The following is a 15,185-nucleotide window of genomic DNA, read 5'->3' as shown; positions in this document are numbered from 1 at the left end:
GTCGGTGGACAGCACCCTAGGGCACGCGATCAGACCGCGGAGGACTCCCGCTCGTCGCGCGCCGACCGGCGCAGGCTGGCCACGGCGGTGACCACCAGCGTCACCACGATGACCGCCAGGCTGGTCAGCGATCCGATGTCGGGGACGTGCACGCCGTGCCCACCGTTGATGAACGGCAGCTCGTTCTCGTGCAGGGCGTGCAGGACCAGCTTCACGCCGATGAAGGCCAGGATGAAGGCGAGGCCGAGCGAGAGGTACACCAGTCGTTGCAGCAGCCCCCCGAGCAGGAAGTAGAGCTGGCGCAGGCCCATCAGCGCGAACACGTTGGCGGTGAGCACCAGGTAGGGCTCCTGGGTGATGCCGAAGATCGCGGGGATCGAGTCGAGCGCGAACAGCAGGTCGGTCACGCCGAGCGCGACGATGACGACGACCATCGGCGAGAGGACCCGGCCGGCGGACGTGCGGTACCAGGGACGCAGGCCGTGGAACTCGTCACCGACGTTCAGGTGGGTCCGGGCGAAGCGGACCAGGGCGCCGTCCTCGGGGTGCTCGTCCTCGTCCTCGCCGTAGGAGCGCACCAGCTTGGCGGCCGTGTAGACGAGGAACGCACCGAAGACGTAGAACATCGCGGAGAAGTTCTGCACCAGCGTGTAGCCGAGCGCGATGAACACGCCACGGAAGAGCAGCGCCAGCACGATGCCCACCAGCAGCGCCTGCTGCTGGAAGTGGCGCGGCACCTTGAGCGCGGCCATCAGCAGCAGGAAGACGAAGAGGTTGTCGATCGACAGGCTGTACTCGGTCAGCCAGCCGGCGAAGAACTGCACCCCGTAGTCGTGGCCGTGGTCGAGGAAGACCCAGGTGCCGAAGGCGACGGCGCCGCCGACGTACGCCGCGAGCGCGAGGGCGCACTCCCGCATCGAGGGCTCACGCGGGTTGCGGGCGATGGCGACGAGGTCGAACAGCAGGACGCCGATGGTGACGGCGACGGTGATTCCCCATTCGAGGGCGGTGACATGCATGGGAGCTCCCTGAGCGGTCGGTGGATCGCTCGAGGTCTCTTCCGCCGTACCTCGCGGCACGACCCACGGGACCGGAACCTCATCGGAGGTCCGTGATGACGAGCCCGTGGCGAAGGAGTACTCCCCCCGTCAGGAGGAGTATCCCATGCGGGTGCTCACGCGCCGAACTCGGACAGCCCGGTCACGCGGCCCATGGTGGCCAGCTTGGCGCCGGTCTCGATGACCTCGAGCGCCGGGTCGGAGCCCGCGACGATGCCCGCGCCCGCGAACAGCCGCAGCCGGTCGCCGTCGATGACCGCGGAGCGGATGGTGACCGCGAATTCGCCGTCGCCGTTGCCGTCGACCCAGCCGACGCATCCGGCGAAGTAGTCGCGCAGGTCGCCCTCGAGGGCCGCGATGGTGGCGTTCGCAGCCTCGGTCGGTACGCCGCCGACGGCCGGTGTCGGGTGCAGCATCTGCGCCAGTCGCAGCGCGCTCGGCCCCTCCAGCCCGGCGGCCAGACGCGCCCGGATCGGCGAGGCCAGGTGCCATACGGTGTCGGTCGCCATCAGCTCGGGGCCTGCGGGCGAATCGATCTCGACGCAGACGTCCTTGAGGGCGCGCACGATCGCCTCGACCACGAAGGCGTGCTCGGCGAGGTCCTTGGCGGAGGCGAGCAGCCCGGCCGCACGGACCTGGTCCTCGTCGGGGTCCGCCGCGCGCGGGGCCGACCCGGCCAGCGGCGTGCAGGTGATCAGGTCGCCCTCGCGCCGGACCAGCAGTTCCGGGCTCGCGCCCAGCAGCAGCGGACCCGGGGCCTGGGGCTCCTGGAGCGGGACCGAGAAGACGTAGCGGCCGGGCCGGGTGGCGAGCAGCCGGTCGATGACCTCAGCAGCGACCAGGGGCGGGTCGCTCACGACGTCCAGGCAGCGGCCGAGGACGACCTTGTGCAGCGCCCCGGTGGCGATCTGCTCGAGCGCGGCGGCCACCATCTCGGCGTACCGCTCCGCCGTGGGGAACTCCGTGACTCGGTACGCCCGCTCAGGACGTACGCCGGTCGGGCCCACCAGGGCCCGCTCACCGCCGACGACCCGGTGGAAGATGCCCGGGGCACCCGCCGCGAAGGACAGCGCCCCGAGCGCGCGCTGGCCGGGCGCGATGGCCGCGACCACGTGGTCGGCCCACGCGGTGTCGGAGCCGTCCGGGGTCGTCAGCGTCTCGAGCACCTCGTCGGCGACGTACGCCTGGGCGCCGGAGGCGAACAGCAGCGGCCGGGTCGGCAGCGCCGCCGGGGTGATGACGGGGATGTCTCCCATGCAGTCAGTCTGCCTCGCCACCGAAGGCCACGCCGAGGGCGGTCAGCCGCTCCTCGCCGCCGTCGAGCGCGGTCAGCACCCAGACGCCGCGCTCGGTCAGGGCGAAGGTGTGCTCGAAGTGGGCGGCCCACGAGCCGTCGCTGGTGACGACGGTCCAGTCGTCCTCAGCCACGTCGGTGTGCTTGCCGCCGAGCGTGATCATGGGCTCGACGGCCAGTGCCACGCCCGGCTTGAGGCGCGGGCCTCGCCCCGCTCGGCCGTAGTTGGGCACGTCGGGCTCCATGTGCATCTGGGTGCCGATGCCGTGGCCGGTGTAGTCCTCGACGATCCCGTAGCCGCCGTGGCTGCGCACCGACTGCTCCACGGCTGCGGAGATGTCGGTGACCCGACCGCCGTCACGCGCGGCCGCGAGGCCGGCCCAGAGCGACTCCGCGGTGACGTGCAGCAGCTCGGCGACCTCCGGACGGACGGTCCCGACCGGGACCGTGATCGCGGCGTCACCGTGCCACCCGTCCACGATGGCACCGCAGTCGATCGAGACGACGTCACCATCGGCGAGCACCCGGGCGCCGGGGATGCCGTGCACGACCTCGTCGTTGACCGAGGTGCAGATCGTGGCGGGGAACGGCGGCTCGCCGTACCCCAGGAAGGAGGGTACGGCGCCGGCGCCGCGGATGGTGTCCTCCGCGAGCCGGTCGAGGTCGGCGGTGCTCACACCGGCGACCGCGGCCTCGCGGAGGACCTCCAGCGTCCGACCGACGACCAGGCCGGCGCGCCTCATGAGGCGCACCTGCTCCGGCGTCTTGACCTCGATCCGACGCGAGCCGAGCAGCGACAAAACGCTCAGCTCTGCGGGACGACGTCGAGCGCGTCGAAGATGCGCTTGGTGACGTCCTGGACCTCGCCCATGCCGTCGACCTCGTGCACCAGACCGCGCGCCTTGTAGACGGCGATCAGCGGCTCGGTCTCCTCGACGTACAGCTCCTGGCGACGCCGGATGACCTCTTCGGTGTCGTCGGCGCGACCCTCGATCTGCGCCCGCTGCAGCAGCCGCGCCACGAGCTCGTCCTGGTCGGCGGTGATGACCACGACCGCGTCGAGCTGGTGCCCGGTGTGCTTGATCATGCCGTCGAGCTCCTCGACCTGCGCGAGGGTGCGCGGGTAGCCGTCCAGCAGGAAGCCGGGCTCGGCGTCGGGCTCGTCGATGCGGTTGCGCACCATCAGGTTCGTGACCGAGTCCGGGACGTACTCACCCTTGTCCATGTAGGACTTGGCCTCGATGCCCAGCGGCGTCCCCTGCGAGACGTTGGCCCGGAAGATGTCGCCGGTGGAGATCGCCGGGATGCCGAAGTGCTCGGCAACGCCCTTGGCCTGCGTGCCCTTGCCGGCGCCCGGCGGGCCCATGAGCAGAAGTCTCATCGCGTGCTACCTCAAGAATCCTTCGTAGTTGCGCTGCTGGAGCTGGCTCTCGATCTGCTTCACCGTGTCCAGCGCGACACCCACCATGATCAGGATGGAGGTACCGCCGAAGGGGAAGTTCGAGTTCGCACCGATCAGGACGAACGCGATGATCGGGATGAGCGAGATCAACCCGAGGTAGAGAGCACCCGGCAGCGTGATGCGGGAAAGGACGTAGGACAGGTAGTCCTGAGTCGGCTTGCCCGCCCGGATCCCGGGGATGAAGCCGCCGTACTTCTTCATGTTGTCCGACACCTCTGCGGGGTCGAAGGTGATCGAGACGTAGAAGTAGGTGAAGAAGATGATCAGCAGGAAGTACGCCGCCATGTGCAGCGGGTGCGACTGGTTGACGAAGTACTTGTTGAGCCAGGTGACCCAGGCCGCGCTGCTGTTCTGGTTGAACTGGACGATCATCGCCGGCAGGTAGAGCAGCGACGACGCGAAGATGACCGGGATGACACCGGCCTGGTTGACCTTGAGCGGGATGTACGTCGAGGAGCCGCCGAACATCTTGCGCCCGACCATCCGACGCGCGTACTGCACGGGGATCCGGCGCTGGGCCTGCTCGATGAAGATGACCGCCGCGACGATCACCATGCCGATCAGGATGACGACGGCGAAGGTCCACCAGCCGTTCGTCTTCTGCACCTGCCAGATCGAGGCGGGGAAGGTCGCGACGACCTGGGTGAAGATGAGGATCGACATGCCGTTGCCGATGCCGCGCTCGGTGATGAGCTCACCGAGCCACATGATCACGGCCGTGCCGGCCGTCATCGTCACGACCAGCACGAGGAACGTCTTGGTCGAGTCGTTGTTGTGCAGCAGCGGCTGGCTGCAGCCCGCGAGCAGGTTGCCGGAGCGGGCGAGCGCGACGATGCCGGTCGCCTGCAGCACGGCGAGGCCGAGCGTGAGGTAGCGGGTGTACTGGGTGATCTTCGTCTGACCGGCCTGGCCCTCCTTCTTGAGGGCCTCCAGGCGCGGGATGACCACGACCAGCAGCTGCAGGATGATGCTCGCGGTGATGTACGGCATGATCCCGAGCGCGAAGATGGTGAGCTGCAGCAGCGCACCACCGGAGAAAAGGTTCACCAGGCTGTAGAGGCTGGCGTTGGCGCCATGCGTCGCCTGGTCCACGCAGGCGTGGACGTTGCCGACGTCGACCCCCGGTGCCGGGATCTGCGATCCGGCGCGGAAGACGACGATGATGCCGAGCACGAACAGCAGCTTGCGTCGCAGATCCGGGGTCCGGAATGCGTTCAGGAACGCGGTGAGCACTCGGGTCCTCTCATCGAAATAGCCAGTCGGGAGACTGGCCGCTGGGAAGCCTAACAGGGCACCTTGCGGTGGAGACGGGAAGAGCGCGGCCGCCTGCGAACAGGCCGCGCCGCGCTCTTCTCACAGACGTCTCACAGGACCGTGACGGTCCCGCCGGCGCCCTCGATCTTCTCCTTGGCCGCACCGGAGAACGCCTGAGCGCTCACCGCGACCTTGACGGTCAGGTCACCCTGGCCGAGGACCTTGACCGGCTCGCCCTTGCGGACGGCGCCGCGCGCCACCAGCGTCTCCGGGGTGACGTCGCCGCCCTCCGGGAAGAGCTTGCTGATCCGGTCGAGGTTGACGACCTGGTAGGTCACCTTGAAGGGGTTCTTGAAGCCCTTCAGCTTGGGAAGGCGCATGTGCAGCGGCATCTGGCCACCCTCGAACGCCACCGGAACCTGGTAGCGCGCCTTGGTGCCCTTGGTGCCTCGGCCCGCGGTCTTACCCTTCGAGCCCTCACCGCGACCCACACGGGTCTTGGCCTTCTTCGCACCCTCCGCCGGGCGGAGGTGGTGAAGCTTGAGAGTCATGGTCACTCGCCTCCGACAACCTCGAACGTCACCAGGTGACGAACGGTGTTCACCATGCCCCGGATCTCGGGACGGTCTTCCTTGATCACGACGTCGCCGATGCGCTTGAGGCCGAGCGTGCGCATGGTCTCGCGCTGGTTGGCCTTCGCGCCGATCGTCGACTTGGTCTGCTGGACCTTCAGCTGTGCCATCAGACCGACACCGCCTCGGTGGCCTCAGCGGCCTTGGTCTTCGCCTCTTCCTCGCCCAGGGCCTTGGCCTTGAGCAGAGCAGCGGGGGCGACGTCCTCGACCGGGAGGCCACGACGCGCGGCGACAGCCTCGGGCTGCTCCAGCATCTTCAGGGCCTCGACGGTGGCGTGGACGATGTTGATCTGGTTCGACGAGCCCAGCGACTTGCTGAGGACGTCGTGGATGCCGGCGCACTCGAGCACGGCGCGCACCGGACCACCGGCGATGACACCGGTACCGGGGGCGGCCGGGCGCAGGAAGACCACACCGGCGGCCTTCTCACCCTGGACCGGGTGCGGGATCGTGCCCTGGATGCGGGGGACGCGGAAGAAGTTCTTCTTCGCCTCCTCGACACCCTTGGCGATCGCGGCCGGCACCTCCTTGGCCTTGCCGTAGCCGACGCCGACCAGGCCGTCGCCATCGCCGACGATCACGAGGGCGGTGAAGCTGAAGCGACGACCACCCTTCACGACCTTGGCGACACGGTTGATCGCGACGACGCGCTCGACGTACTGGCTCTTCTCGGCGCCACCGCGACGGTCGTCACGACCGCCACGGCCACCGCGCTGGCCGCGCTCGCCGCCCGCGCGCTGTCCGCGCTGCTGGGTCTCACTCATGATGACTCCTTGGTCCTCTTCGCGATCAGAAGCTCAGGCCGCCCTCACGGGCGGCGTCAGCCAGGGCCGCGATGCGACCGTGGTACTTGTTTCCGGCACGGTCGAAGACCACGGACTCGACGCCCGCTGCCTTGGCCCGCTCGGCGACGAGCTCGCCGACCTTCTTGGCCTTGGCGGTCTTGTCGCCGCTGAAGGAGCGCAGCTCGCCCTCCATGGTCGACGCCGACGCGAGCGTCTTGCCGACCAGGTCGTCGACGACCTGGACGCTGATGTGCTTGGTCGAACGGGTGACGACCAGGCGCGGACGCTCGGCGGTGCCGTTGATCTTCTTGCGGCCCCGGATCTGGCGACGCAGCTTGGAGCTGGCGCGCTTGGACAGGTTCCGCTGGTGCTTGAGCGTGATGGCCATGATCACTTACCAGCCTTTCCGACCTTCTTGCGGACGTTCTCGCCGGCGTACCGGACACCCTTGCCCTTGTACGGCTCGGGCTTGCGCAGCTTGCGGATGTTCGCGGCGACCTCGCCGACCAGCTGCTTGTCGATACCCACGACGCCGAGCTTGGTCGGCCCGTCCGTGGTGAACGTGATGCCCTCGGGGGCATCGAAGATGATCGGGTGCGAGTAACCGAGCTGGAACTCCAGCTGGACCGGGCTCTTGGGGAGCACGCGGTAACCGACACCGACGATCTCGAGCTTCTTCTCGTAGCCCTCGGTGACGCCCACGACCATGTTATTGATCAGGGTGCGCGACAGACCGTGCAGCGACTTCGACACACGCTCGTCGTCGGGGCGGTTGACGTCCAGGACGCCCTCACCCTTCACGACGGTGATCGGAGCGGCGACGGTGTGCGTCAGCGAGCCCTTAGGGCCCTTGACGGTCACGACCGGACCCTCGATCTGGACATCCACGCCGGCCGGAACCGGGACGGGGAGCTTGCCAATGCGCGACATGTTCTCTCTCCTTCCTCAGTGGTTCCGGGTCACCAGACGTAGGCGAGGACTTCCCCACCCACGCCCTTCTGGTTCGCCTGGCGGTCGGTGAGCAGGCCCTGGCTGGTCGAGATGATCGCGACGCCGAGGCCGCCGAGCACCTTGGGCAGGCCGGTGTGCTTGGCGTACACGCGCAGACCGGGCTTGCTGATCCGGCGGACGCCGGCGATGGAGCGCTCACGGCTGCGGCCGTACTTGAGCGTGATGGTCAGCGTCTTGCCGACACCGTTCTCGTTGTCCGCGACCTCGAAGGAGGTGATGTAGCCCTCCTGCTTGAGGATCTCCGCAACACCCTGCTTGAGCTTGCTGTGCGGCATCGCGACCGTGTCGTGGTACGCCTGGTTGGCGTTGCGCAGACGCGTGAGCATGTCTGCGATCGGGTCAGTCATCGTCATGATGTGTGTTCCTTCTGCTGTGGTTTCCGACCGCTCGCGGCGGCGCGGACCTTCAGCTGTTGTGGTGGTAGATCCTGGTCACCAGGAGGACTTGGTGACGCCGGGCAGCTCGCCGCGGTGAGCCATCTCGCGCAGGCAGATGCGGCACAGGCCGAACTTCCTGTAGACGGCCTTCGGACGGCCACACCGCTGGCAGCGCGTGTAGCCACGCACCGCGAACTTCGGCTTGCGGGCTGCCTTGACCTTGAGCGCGGTCTTCGCCATGTCAGTTCCTCACTTCTCCGCGAACGGGAAGCCAAGCTGCTTGAGAAGCGCCCGTCCCTGCTCGTCGTTGGTGGCCGTGGTGACGATCGTGATGTCCATGCCCCGCTGACGGTCGACCTTGTCCTGGTCGATCTCGTGGAACATGACCTGCTCGGTCAGGCCGAAGGTGTAGTTGCCACGACCGTCGAACTGCTTGGGCGAGAGGCCCCGGAAGTCGCGGATGCGCGGCAGCGCCAGGGACAGCAGCCGGTCGAGGAACTCCCACATCCGGTCGCCACGCAGCGTGACGTGCGTGCCGATCGGCATGCCCTCACGCAGCTTGAACTGGGCGATCGACTTGCGGGCCTTGGTCACGGCCGGCTTCTGGCCGGTGATCGCGGTGAGGTCCTTGATGGCGCCCTCGATCAGCTTCGAGTCACGAGCCGCCTCGCCGACACCCATGTTGACCACGATCTTGGTCAGGCCGGGGACCTGCATGACGTTGGCGATCTCGAACTCGTCGCGCAGCGCCGGGAGGATCTCCTCGCGGTACTTCGTCTTGAGCCGCGGGGTCACCTTCTCGATGGTGGACTCGCTCATCAGATTTCCTTCCCGGTCTTGCGGGAGACACGCACGCTCCGGCTCGAGGAGTACTCGGAGCCGTCGGGGCGACGCTTGGTGACGTCCACGCGCTTGAAGCCGACGCGGACGGGCTTGCCGTCCTCGAGCAGCATCACGTTGGACACGTGGATCGGAGCCTCGGTGGTGATGATGCCGCCGGTGACACCGGCGCGGCCACCCTGGTCGAGGACCTTGGTGTGCTTCTTGATCCGGTTGACGCCCTCGACGATCACGCGCTCTTCCTCGCGGATGACCTTGATGACCTTGCCCTCGGCGCCCTTGTCCTTGCCCGCGATCACCTTGACGGTGTCGCCCTTCTTGATCTTCAGGTTGGGCTTGTTGCGGTCGGTCATCACAGCACCTCCGGCGCGAGCGAGATGATCTTCATGAACTTCTTGTCACGCAGCTCGCGACCCACCGGGCCGAAGATGCGGGTGCCGCGCGGCTCGCCGTCGTTCTTGAGGATCACCGCAGCGTTCTCGTCGAACTTGATGTAGGAACCGTCCGGACGACGGCGCTCCTTGACGGTGCGGACGACGACCGCCTTGACGACGTCACCCTTCTTGACGTTGCCGCCCGGGATCGCGTCCTTGACGGTGGCGACGATGATGTCACCGATACCGGCGTAGCGACGACCGGAGCCGCCGAGCACACGGATGCAGAGGATCTCCTTGGCACCCGTGTTGTCGGCGACCTTGAGTCGCGACTCCTGCTGAATCATTTCTTCTCCTGGTTGTCGTGCCGGTTCTCAACGCGTCGCTGCGCGGTGAGCCTGGCCGAACGGGAATTACTTGGCGCGCTCGAGGATCTCGACGACGCGCCAGCGCTTGGTGGCGGACAGCGGCCGGGTCTCCATGATCAGGACGCGGTCGCCGATGCCACACTCGTTCTGCTCGTCGTGGGCCTTGAGCCGCGTGTTGCGGCGCATGACCTTGCCGTAGAGCGCGTGCTTGACGCGGTCCTCGACGGACACGACCACGGTCTTGTCCATCTTGTCGCTCACGACCAGACCCTCGCGGGTCTTGCGGAAGTTGCGGTCGACGGTCTCGGTGGACTCAGTCATCAGTTCTCCTCCTCGGCACCCGGCGCGGTCCGGATCCCGAGCTCGCGCTCACGGACCACGGTGTAGATGCGGGCGATGTCCTTCTTGACCGTGCGGAGCCGGCCGTGGCTCTCCAGCTGACCGGTGGCGGCCTGGAAGCGCAGGTTGAACAGCTCCTCCTTGGCCTCGCGCAGCTTGGCCTCGAGGTCGACGTCGTTGAGCTCGTCGAGCTCGTGAGCGTGAACGGCGTTGCTCATCAGAACTCACCGGCCTCTCGGGTGATGAAGCGGCACTTCATGGGCAGCTTGTGGATGGCCCGACGCATCGCCTCGCGGGCGACGTCCTCCGGGACACCGGACAGCTCGAACATGACGCGGCCCGGCTTGACGTTGGCGACCCACCACTCCGGCGAACCCTTACCGGAACCCATGCGGGTCTCGGCGGGCTTCTTCGTGAGCGGGCGGTCCGGGTAGATGTTGATCCAGACCTTGCCGCCACGCTTGATGTGGCGGGTCATGGCGATACGAGCGGACTCGATCTGGCGGTTGGTGACGTAGTGGCCCTCGATGGCCTGGATCCCGAAGTCACCGAACGCGAGCGAGGTGCCACCCTTCGCAACACCCCGACGCTTGGGGTGGTGCTGCTTGCGGTGCTTGACGCGACGCGGCATCAACATGGGTCAGCTCTCCTGGTTCGGTGCTGCGGTCTCCGAGGCGACCGACTCGGTGAGCGGAGCCTCGGCGGCGGGAGCCTCGGTGCGACCACCGCGCGAGCCACGGCTCGGGCGGTCGCCCCCACGCTCGCCACCACGGGACGGACGGCCGCTGCGGCCGGGGACACCGGCGCGCGCAGCCTGCTGGGCCTGGCGCTCGGCACGCGAGCCGGCGACCTCACCCTTGTAGATCCACACCTTCACGCCGATGCGGCCGAAGGTGGTGCGGGCCTCGTAGAAGCCGTAGTCGATGTCGGCACGCAGCGTGTGCAGCGGGACGCGGCCCTCGCGGTAGAACTCGGTGCGCGACATCTCGGCGCCGTTGAGGCGACCCGAGCACTGGATCCGGATGCCCTTGGCACCCGAACGCATCGAGGTCTGCATGGCCTTGCGCATCGCGCGGCGGAACTGGACGCGGCCGGACAGCTGCTCGGCGACACCCTGGGCGACGAGCTGAGCGTCGATCTCGGGGTTCTTGACCTCGAGGATGTTCAGCTGGACCTGCTTGCCGGTGAGCTTCTCGAGCTCGCCACGGATGCGGTCGGCCTCGGCGCCACGGCGACCGATGACGATGCCCGGACGCGCCGTGTGGATGTCGACCCGCACGCGGTCACGGGTGCGCTCGATCTCGACCTTGGCGATGCCGGCCCGCTCCATGCCCTTGGAGAGCAGCTTGCGGATGGCGACGTCCTCGCCGACGTACGACTTGTAGAGCTTGTCGGCGTACCAACGCGACTTGTGGTCGGTCGAGATGCCGAGGCGGAAGCCGTTCGGGTTGATCTTCTGACCCATTACTTCACCTTCTTAGCGGCCGGCGCGACGACCAGCGTGATGTGGCTGGTGCGCTTGTTGATCCGGGTGGCCCGGCCCTGCGCACGCGGACGCCACCGCTTCATGGTCGGACCCTCGTCGACGAGAGCGGCGGAGACGATCAGGTCGGCAGCGTTGAGACCCTCGGTGGTCTCCGCGTTGGCGACGGCGCTCTCCAGGACCTTGTAGACGGTGTCCGAAGCAGCCTGCGGCGCGAACTGCAGGAGCGTCAGGGCCTCGTCCACGGGCAGGCCGCGGACCATGTCCACGACCCGGCGGGCCTTCATCGGGGTGATGCGCTGGTAGCGGGCGACCGCGAAGGCACCCGGCTGGTCACCCAGCAGGCGCTCCCGGCGGTGGCTGATGTTGCTGCGCTCGGAGGTGGTCATCGACGACGTCCCTTCCGGTCTTCCTTGACGTGACCCTTGTAGGTGCGGGTCGGCGCGAACTCGCCGAGCTTGTGGCCGACCATCGAGTCGGACACGAAGACCGGGACGTGCTTGCGGCCGTCGTGGACGGCGATGGTGTGACCGATCATCGAGGGGATGATCATCGACCGACGCGACCAGGTCTTGATGACGTTGTGGGTGCCCTTCTCGTTCTCGGCGTCCACCTTCTTGAGGAGGTGGCCGTCGATGAAGGGGCCCTTCTTCAGGCTGCGAGGCATGTCAGTTACTTCCTACCCTTGCCGGACTTGCGACGACGGATGATCTGGGAGTCCGAGGCCTTGCGCTTGCGCGTGCGACCCTCGGGCTTGCCCCACGGGCTGACCGGGTGGCGACCACCAGAGGTCTTGCCCTCACCACCACCGTGCGGGTGGTCGACCGGGTTCATGACGACACCGCGGACGGTCGGGCGGACGCCCTTCCACCGCATGCGGCCGGCCTTGCCCCAGTTGATGTTCGACTGCTCGGCGTTGCCGACCTCGCCGATCGTGGCGCGGCAGCGGACGTCGACGTACCGCATCTCGCCGGACGGCAGACGCAGCGTGGCGCGGCTGCCCTCACGGGCGACCAGCTGGGCGCTGTTGCCGGCCGAGCGGGCCAGCTTGGCGCCGCCACCCGGACGCAGCTCGACGCAGTGGATGGTCGAACCGACAGGGATGTTGCGCAGCGGCAGGTTGTTGCCCGGCTTGATGTCGGCGGTGACACCCGACTCCACGACCGTGCCCTGCTCGATGCCCTTCGGCGCGATGATGTAGCGCTTCTCGCCGTCGGCGTAGTGCAGCAGCGCGATGCGCGCGGTGCGGTTGGGGTCGTACTCGATGTGAGCGACCTTGGCCGGCACGCCGTCCTTGTCGTAGCGACGGAAGTCGATGACGCGGTAGGCACGCTTGTGGCCGCCACCGATGTGCCGGGTGGTGATCCGGCCCTGGTTGTTGCGACCGCCGGTCTTCGGCAGCGGGCGGGTCAGCGACTTCTCCGGCGTGGTCCGGGTGATCTCGACGAAGTCGGCCACCGAGGAGCCGCGACGGCCCGGGGTGGTCGGCTTGTACTTGCGAATAGCCATTGTTCGATCAGTCCTTACTCAAGACCCGGTCAGGCGACCGGACCTCCGAAGATGTCGATGCGGTGACCCTCGGCCAGGCTGACGATGGCGCGCTTGGTGTCCTTGCGCTTGCCCTCGCCGGTGCGGGTCCGGCGGGTCTTGCCCGGGCGGTTGAGGGTGTTCACCGAGGTGACCTTGACGTTGAAGACCTTCTCGACCGCGATCTTGATCTCGGTCTTGTTCGCGTCCGGGTGCACCAGGAAGGTGTACTTGTTCGCGTCGAGGAGGCTGTAGCTCTTCTCGGACACGACCGGCGCGAGCAGGATGTCGCGGTGGTCCTTGTGCAGGGTGCTCACTTGTCGCCCTCCTTGGTGGACTCGGTGCCGGCGACGAAGGCGTCGTAGGCGGCCTTGGAGAAGACCACGTCGTCGCTGGCGAGCACGTCGTAGGTGTTCAGCTGGTCGACGGCCACCAGGTGGACCTCGGGCGCATTGCGCAGCGAGAGCCAGGTGACGACGTCGTTGCGCTCGAGCACGACGAGGAACTTGCGGCGGGTGGTCAGCTCGAGCAGAGCGGCCAGCGCGGCCTTGGTCGACGGCTTGTCGCCGGCGACGAGGGACTCGACGACGTGGATGCGCTCGTTGCGGGCCCGGTCGGACAGCGCGCCCTTGAGGGCGGCGGCCTTCATCTTCTTGGGCGTGCGCTGGCTGTAGTCACGCGGCTGCGGGCCGTGGACCGTGCCACCGCCGGCGAACTGCGGGGCGCGGGTCGAGCCCTGGCGGGCGCGACCGGTGCCCTTCTGCTTGTAGGGCTTCTTGCCACCACCGCGGACCTCGCCGCGGGTCTTGGTGGCGTGCGTGCCCTGGCGCGCAGCGGCCTGCTGGGCCACGACGACCTGGTGGATCAGGGGGACGTTGAGCTCGACGTCGAAGATCTCGGCGGGGAACTCGACAGCGACAGTCTTGGCAGCCATGGTGATCAGCCCTTCTTCGCAGCCGTGCGGAGGACGATCACGCCACCCTTGGGGCCGGGGACGGCGCCCTTGAGCAGGATGAGGCCCTTCTCCACGTCGACCGCGTGCACGGTGACGTTCTGGGTGGTGACGGTGTCCGTACCCATCCGACCGGCCATGCGGAGGCCCTTGAAGACGCGACCGGGGGTCGCGCAGGCGCCGATGGAACCCGGCTTGCGGTGGTTGCGGTGGGCACCGTGGGAGGCGCTGACGCCGGCGAAGCCGTGACGCTTCATCGTGCCGGCGAAGCCCTTGCCCTTGCTGGTGCCGGTGACGTCGATGGCCTCGCCCACCTCGAAGGTGTCGACGGGCAGCTCCTGGCCGATCTCGTACGTCGACGCGTCGGCGGTACGGATCTCGACCAGGTGACGGCGCGGCGTGGTGCCGGCCTTGGCGAAGTGGCCGGCCTGCGGCTTGTTGACCTTGCGGCCCTCGATCTCGCCGTAGCCGATCTGGATGGCGTTGTAGCCGTCCGGCTCGGGCTGGCGGACCTGCGTGACGACGTTGGTCGGCGCGGCGACGACGGTCACCGGGACGACGCGGTTGTTCTCGTCCCAGACCTGGGTCATGCCGAGCTTGGTGCCGACCAGGCCCTTGACGTTGCGTTCGAAAGTCATGTCCATCTACCTCAGGCTCAGAGCTTGATCTCGATGTCGACACCAGCCGGCAGGTCGAGCCGCATGAGGCTGTCGACGGTCTTCGGCGTGGGGTCGATGATGTCGATGAGGCGCTTGTGCGTACGCATCTCGAAGTGCTCGCGCGAGTCCTTGTACTTGTGCGGCGAGCGGATGACGCAGAAGACGTTCTTCTCCGTGGGCAGCGGCACCGGACCGGCGACCTTCGCGCCCGTACGGGTGACCGTGTCAACGATCTTGCGCGCCGAGGTGTCGATCACCTCGTGGTCATAGGCCTTGAGCCTGATGCGGATCTTCTGTCCCGCCATAGGTCTCTCTCGTCCTTACTCGTCGTACCAACCGGAATCTGTGGGCTTCCCTCCGACCCCCGAGGTCGGGCGTGTCGCACTGGGCGAGGCACGCGACGATCCGAGGATCGCCGGGAACTGCTGTTGCGGGCCGTCCCGCACCCGTAGGGTTCGGGAACTGATCGGGTCACCCGGAGCGCCGCGCAGAGACACTGAGCACGCTCGTCGCAGCGAAAGCTCGCCGCGAGCGGAGACACGATTCAGTAGTCAAGGTTGACGCACCCCAGCGACCCACGCCGGAGCAACCTGGATATCTTGGCAGAACGCCGAGGGGTGCGCCAAATCGCGGGAGGGTTCGGATGACGGAGGGTCGGGACTTCCCGCCACCGGGAGGTTTTCCCCCTCCCACGAGCCAACCGCTGGCCCCACCAGCCCCGTACGCCCCGTCCGCCCCAGCGGGTCCGGCCACGTCCTGGGCCCCGCT

At 67.8% G+C, this 15,185-nt stretch carries 25 protein-coding genes and 1 pseudogene; all 26 read right to left on the bottom strand.

The window, feature by feature from the left end:
- Nucleotides 1-29: 29 nt before the first annotated feature.
- Nucleotides 30-1,019, bottom strand: coding sequence for a TerC/Alx family metal homeostasis membrane protein (locus tag ACYVAQ_RS16430; protein WP_460791491.1), 990 nt, complete (start codon nucleotides 1,017-1,019; stop codon nucleotides 30-32).
- Nucleotides 1,020-1,174: 155 nt separating this feature from the next.
- Nucleotides 1,175-2,314, bottom strand: a complete 1,140-nt coding sequence (locus tag ACYVAQ_RS16425; RefSeq protein WP_460791490.1) for an isochorismate synthase — start codon at nucleotides 2,312-2,314, stop codon at nucleotides 1,175-1,177.
- Between the two features lie 4 nt (nucleotides 2,315-2,318).
- On the bottom strand, nucleotides 2,319-3,146 hold the full coding sequence (gene map / locus ACYVAQ_RS16420; protein WP_460791520.1) for a type I methionyl aminopeptidase: 828 nt from the start codon (nucleotides 3,144-3,146) through the stop codon (nucleotides 2,319-2,321).
- Between the two features lie 11 nt (nucleotides 3,147-3,157).
- Complete coding sequence (locus tag ACYVAQ_RS16415) at nucleotides 3,158-3,733, bottom strand: adenylate kinase (protein ID WP_460791489.1); 576 nt, start codon at nucleotides 3,731-3,733, stop codon at nucleotides 3,158-3,160.
- 6 nt (nucleotides 3,734-3,739) lie between these two features.
- On the bottom strand, nucleotides 3,740-5,047 hold the full coding sequence (secY, locus tag ACYVAQ_RS16410; protein WP_460791488.1) for a preprotein translocase subunit SecY: 1,308 nt from the start codon (nucleotides 5,045-5,047) through the stop codon (nucleotides 3,740-3,742).
- Between the two features lie 131 nt (nucleotides 5,048-5,178).
- The gene (gene rplO / locus ACYVAQ_RS16405) at nucleotides 5,179-5,619 is read right to left on the bottom strand and encodes a 50S ribosomal protein L15 (protein WP_460791487.1); all 441 of its coding nucleotides are present in this window, start codon (nucleotides 5,617-5,619) and stop codon (nucleotides 5,179-5,181) included.
- Between the two features lie 2 nt (nucleotides 5,620-5,621).
- Entirely contained in the window at nucleotides 5,622-5,810 is a 189-nt protein-coding gene (gene rpmD / locus ACYVAQ_RS16400; RefSeq protein WP_460791486.1) for a 50S ribosomal protein L30, read from the bottom strand.
- Nucleotides 5,810-6,466, bottom strand: a complete 657-nt coding sequence (gene rpsE, locus ACYVAQ_RS16395) for a 30S ribosomal protein S5 (protein ID WP_460791485.1) — start codon at nucleotides 6,464-6,466, stop codon at nucleotides 5,810-5,812. The genes rpmD and rpsE overlap by 1 nt, the downstream gene beginning before the upstream one ends.
- Nucleotides 6,467-6,491: 25 nt before the next feature.
- Nucleotides 6,492-6,875: a 50S ribosomal protein L18 gene (rplR, locus tag ACYVAQ_RS16390; protein WP_460791484.1), complete on the bottom strand. Its 384-nt coding sequence runs from the start codon at nucleotides 6,873-6,875 to the stop codon at nucleotides 6,492-6,494.
- 2 nt (nucleotides 6,876-6,877) lie between these two features.
- Nucleotides 6,878-7,417 (bottom strand): 50S ribosomal protein L6, encoded by a 540-nt coding sequence (gene rplF / locus ACYVAQ_RS16385; RefSeq protein ID WP_460791483.1) that lies wholly within the window; start codon nucleotides 7,415-7,417, stop codon nucleotides 6,878-6,880.
- Nucleotides 7,418-7,446: 29 nt separating this feature from the next.
- Nucleotides 7,447-7,851, bottom strand: coding sequence for a 30S ribosomal protein S8 (rpsH, locus tag ACYVAQ_RS16380; RefSeq protein WP_460791482.1), 405 nt, complete (start codon nucleotides 7,849-7,851; stop codon nucleotides 7,447-7,449).
- Between the two features lie 78 nt (nucleotides 7,852-7,929).
- Nucleotides 7,930-8,115: a type Z 30S ribosomal protein S14 gene (locus ACYVAQ_RS16375; protein WP_011757321.1), complete on the bottom strand. Its 186-nt coding sequence runs from the start codon at nucleotides 8,113-8,115 to the stop codon at nucleotides 7,930-7,932.
- Between the two features lie 9 nt (nucleotides 8,116-8,124).
- Nucleotides 8,125-8,694: a 50S ribosomal protein L5 gene (rplE, locus tag ACYVAQ_RS16370; RefSeq protein ID WP_460791481.1), complete on the bottom strand. Its 570-nt coding sequence runs from the start codon at nucleotides 8,692-8,694 to the stop codon at nucleotides 8,125-8,127.
- Nucleotides 8,694-9,068: a 50S ribosomal protein L24 gene (gene rplX, locus ACYVAQ_RS16365; RefSeq protein WP_460791480.1), complete on the bottom strand. Its 375-nt coding sequence runs from the start codon at nucleotides 9,066-9,068 to the stop codon at nucleotides 8,694-8,696. Before rplX ends, rplE begins: the two co-directional genes overlap by 1 nt.
- Nucleotides 9,068-9,436, bottom strand: coding sequence for a 50S ribosomal protein L14 (gene rplN / locus ACYVAQ_RS16360; protein ID WP_460791479.1), 369 nt, complete (start codon nucleotides 9,434-9,436; stop codon nucleotides 9,068-9,070). Before rplN ends, rplX begins: the two co-directional genes overlap by 1 nt.
- Before the next feature lie 66 nt (nucleotides 9,437-9,502).
- A complete protein-coding gene (gene rpsQ, locus ACYVAQ_RS16355) occupies nucleotides 9,503-9,778 on the bottom strand; it encodes a 30S ribosomal protein S17 (RefSeq protein ID WP_460791478.1) in 276 nt (91 codons plus the stop codon).
- Complete coding sequence (rpmC, locus tag ACYVAQ_RS16350; RefSeq protein ID WP_460791477.1) at nucleotides 9,778-10,014, bottom strand: 50S ribosomal protein L29; 237 nt, start codon at nucleotides 10,012-10,014, stop codon at nucleotides 9,778-9,780. The genes rpsQ and rpmC overlap by 1 nt, the downstream gene beginning before the upstream one ends.
- Complete coding sequence (rplP, locus tag ACYVAQ_RS16345) at nucleotides 10,014-10,433, bottom strand: 50S ribosomal protein L16 (protein ID WP_460791476.1); 420 nt, start codon at nucleotides 10,431-10,433, stop codon at nucleotides 10,014-10,016. The genes rpmC and rplP overlap by 1 nt, the downstream gene beginning before the upstream one ends.
- A gap of 3 nt (nucleotides 10,434-10,436) precedes the next feature.
- Nucleotides 10,437-11,261: a 30S ribosomal protein S3 gene (gene rpsC, locus ACYVAQ_RS16340; RefSeq protein ID WP_460791475.1), complete on the bottom strand. Its 825-nt coding sequence runs from the start codon at nucleotides 11,259-11,261 to the stop codon at nucleotides 10,437-10,439.
- Entirely contained in the window at nucleotides 11,261-11,668 is a 408-nt protein-coding gene (rplV, locus tag ACYVAQ_RS16335) for a 50S ribosomal protein L22 (protein ID WP_460791474.1), read from the bottom strand. Before rplV ends, rpsC begins: the two co-directional genes overlap by 1 nt.
- The gene (gene rpsS / locus ACYVAQ_RS16330) at nucleotides 11,665-11,946 is read right to left on the bottom strand and encodes a 30S ribosomal protein S19 (RefSeq protein WP_460791473.1); all 282 of its coding nucleotides are present in this window, start codon (nucleotides 11,944-11,946) and stop codon (nucleotides 11,665-11,667) included. Before rpsS ends, rplV begins: the two co-directional genes overlap by 4 nt.
- Nucleotides 11,947-11,951: 5 nt before the next feature.
- Nucleotides 11,952-12,788 carry a 50S ribosomal protein L2 gene (gene rplB / locus ACYVAQ_RS16325; protein ID WP_460791472.1) on the bottom strand — a complete coding sequence of 279 codons (837 nt, stop codon included), beginning with the start codon at nucleotides 12,786-12,788 and terminating at the stop codon, nucleotides 11,952-11,954.
- A gap of 29 nt (nucleotides 12,789-12,817) precedes the next feature.
- The gene (gene rplW, locus ACYVAQ_RS16320) at nucleotides 12,818-13,123 is read right to left on the bottom strand and encodes a 50S ribosomal protein L23 (RefSeq protein WP_460791471.1); all 306 of its coding nucleotides are present in this window, start codon (nucleotides 13,121-13,123) and stop codon (nucleotides 12,818-12,820) included.
- A gap of 8 nt (nucleotides 13,124-13,131) precedes the next feature.
- Nucleotides 13,132-13,740 (bottom strand): annotated as a pseudogene (rplD, locus tag ACYVAQ_RS16315) (50S ribosomal protein L4); the annotation flags it as partial.
- 5 nt (nucleotides 13,741-13,745) lie between these two features.
- Complete coding sequence (gene rplC / locus ACYVAQ_RS16310) at nucleotides 13,746-14,396, bottom strand: 50S ribosomal protein L3 (protein ID WP_460791470.1); 651 nt, start codon at nucleotides 14,394-14,396, stop codon at nucleotides 13,746-13,748.
- A gap of 17 nt (nucleotides 14,397-14,413) precedes the next feature.
- Nucleotides 14,414-14,722: a 30S ribosomal protein S10 gene (rpsJ, locus tag ACYVAQ_RS16305; protein ID WP_007078637.1), complete on the bottom strand. Its 309-nt coding sequence runs from the start codon at nucleotides 14,720-14,722 to the stop codon at nucleotides 14,414-14,416.
- Nucleotides 14,723-15,185: the final 463 nt, after the last annotated feature.

Source organism: Nocardioides maradonensis (assembly GCF_054777115.1).
The sequence above is the reverse complement of the archived record's forward strand: the minus strand, read 5'-3'. Positions and strand labels throughout refer to the sequence as shown.

Excerpts from the sequence above, each read along its gene's own strand:
- ACYVAQ_RS16430 (WP_460791491.1), bottom strand. The coding sequence starts at position 1,019 with ATGCATGTCACCGCCCTCGAATGGGGAATCACCGTCGCCGTCACCATC.
- ACYVAQ_RS16425 (WP_460791490.1), bottom strand. The coding sequence starts at position 2,314 with ATGGGAGACATCCCCGTCATCACCCCGGCGGCGCTGCCGACCCGGCCG.
- ACYVAQ_RS16415 (WP_460791489.1), bottom strand. The coding sequence starts at position 3,733 with ATGAGACTTCTGCTCATGGGCCCGCCGGGCGCCGGCAAGGGCACGCAG.
- rplO (WP_460791487.1), bottom strand. The coding sequence starts at position 5,619 with ATGACTCTCAAGCTTCACCACCTCCGCCCGGCGGAGGGTGCGAAGAAG.
- rpmD (WP_460791486.1), bottom strand. The coding sequence starts at position 5,810 with ATGGCACAGCTGAAGGTCCAGCAGACCAAGTCGACGATCGGCGCGAAG.
- rpsE (WP_460791485.1), bottom strand. The coding sequence starts at position 6,466 with ATGAGTGAGACCCAGCAGCGCGGACAGCGCGCGGGCGGCGAGCGCGGC.
- rplR (WP_460791484.1), bottom strand. The coding sequence starts at position 6,875 with ATGGCCATCACGCTCAAGCACCAGCGGAACCTGTCCAAGCGCGCCAGC.
- rplF (WP_460791483.1), bottom strand. The coding sequence starts at position 7,417 with ATGTCGCGCATTGGCAAGCTCCCCGTCCCGGTTCCGGCCGGCGTGGAT.
- rpsH (WP_460791482.1), bottom strand. The coding sequence starts at position 7,851 with ATGACGATGACTGACCCGATCGCAGACATGCTCACGCGTCTGCGCAAC.
- ACYVAQ_RS16375 (WP_011757321.1), bottom strand. The coding sequence starts at position 8,115 with ATGGCGAAGACCGCGCTCAAGGTCAAGGCAGCCCGCAAGCCGAAGTTC.
- rplE (WP_460791481.1), bottom strand. The coding sequence starts at position 8,694 with ATGAGCGAGTCCACCATCGAGAAGGTGACCCCGCGGCTCAAGACGAAG.
- rplX (WP_460791480.1), bottom strand. The coding sequence starts at position 9,068 with ATGACCGACCGCAACAAGCCCAACCTGAAGATCAAGAAGGGCGACACC.
- rplN (WP_460791479.1), bottom strand. The coding sequence starts at position 9,436 with ATGATTCAGCAGGAGTCGCGACTCAAGGTCGCCGACAACACGGGTGCC.
- rpsQ (WP_460791478.1), bottom strand. The coding sequence starts at position 9,778 with ATGACTGAGTCCACCGAGACCGTCGACCGCAACTTCCGCAAGACCCGC.
- rpmC (WP_460791477.1), bottom strand. The coding sequence starts at position 10,014 with ATGAGCAACGCCGTTCACGCTCACGAGCTCGACGAGCTCAACGACGTC.
- rplP (WP_460791476.1), bottom strand. The coding sequence starts at position 10,433 with ATGTTGATGCCGCGTCGCGTCAAGCACCGCAAGCAGCACCACCCCAAG.
- rpsC (WP_460791475.1), bottom strand. The coding sequence starts at position 11,261 with ATGGGTCAGAAGATCAACCCGAACGGCTTCCGCCTCGGCATCTCGACC.
- rplV (WP_460791474.1), bottom strand. The coding sequence starts at position 11,668 with ATGACCACCTCCGAGCGCAGCAACATCAGCCACCGCCGGGAGCGCCTG.
- rpsS (WP_460791473.1), bottom strand. The coding sequence starts at position 11,946 with ATGCCTCGCAGCCTGAAGAAGGGCCCCTTCATCGACGGCCACCTCCTC.
- rplB (WP_460791472.1), bottom strand. The coding sequence starts at position 12,788 with ATGGCTATTCGCAAGTACAAGCCGACCACCCCGGGCCGTCGCGGCTCC.
- rplC (WP_460791470.1), bottom strand. The coding sequence starts at position 14,396 with ATGACTTTCGAACGCAACGTCAAGGGCCTGGTCGGCACCAAGCTCGGC.
- rpsJ (WP_007078637.1), bottom strand. The coding sequence starts at position 14,722 with ATGGCGGGACAGAAGATCCGCATCAGGCTCAAGGCCTATGACCACGAG.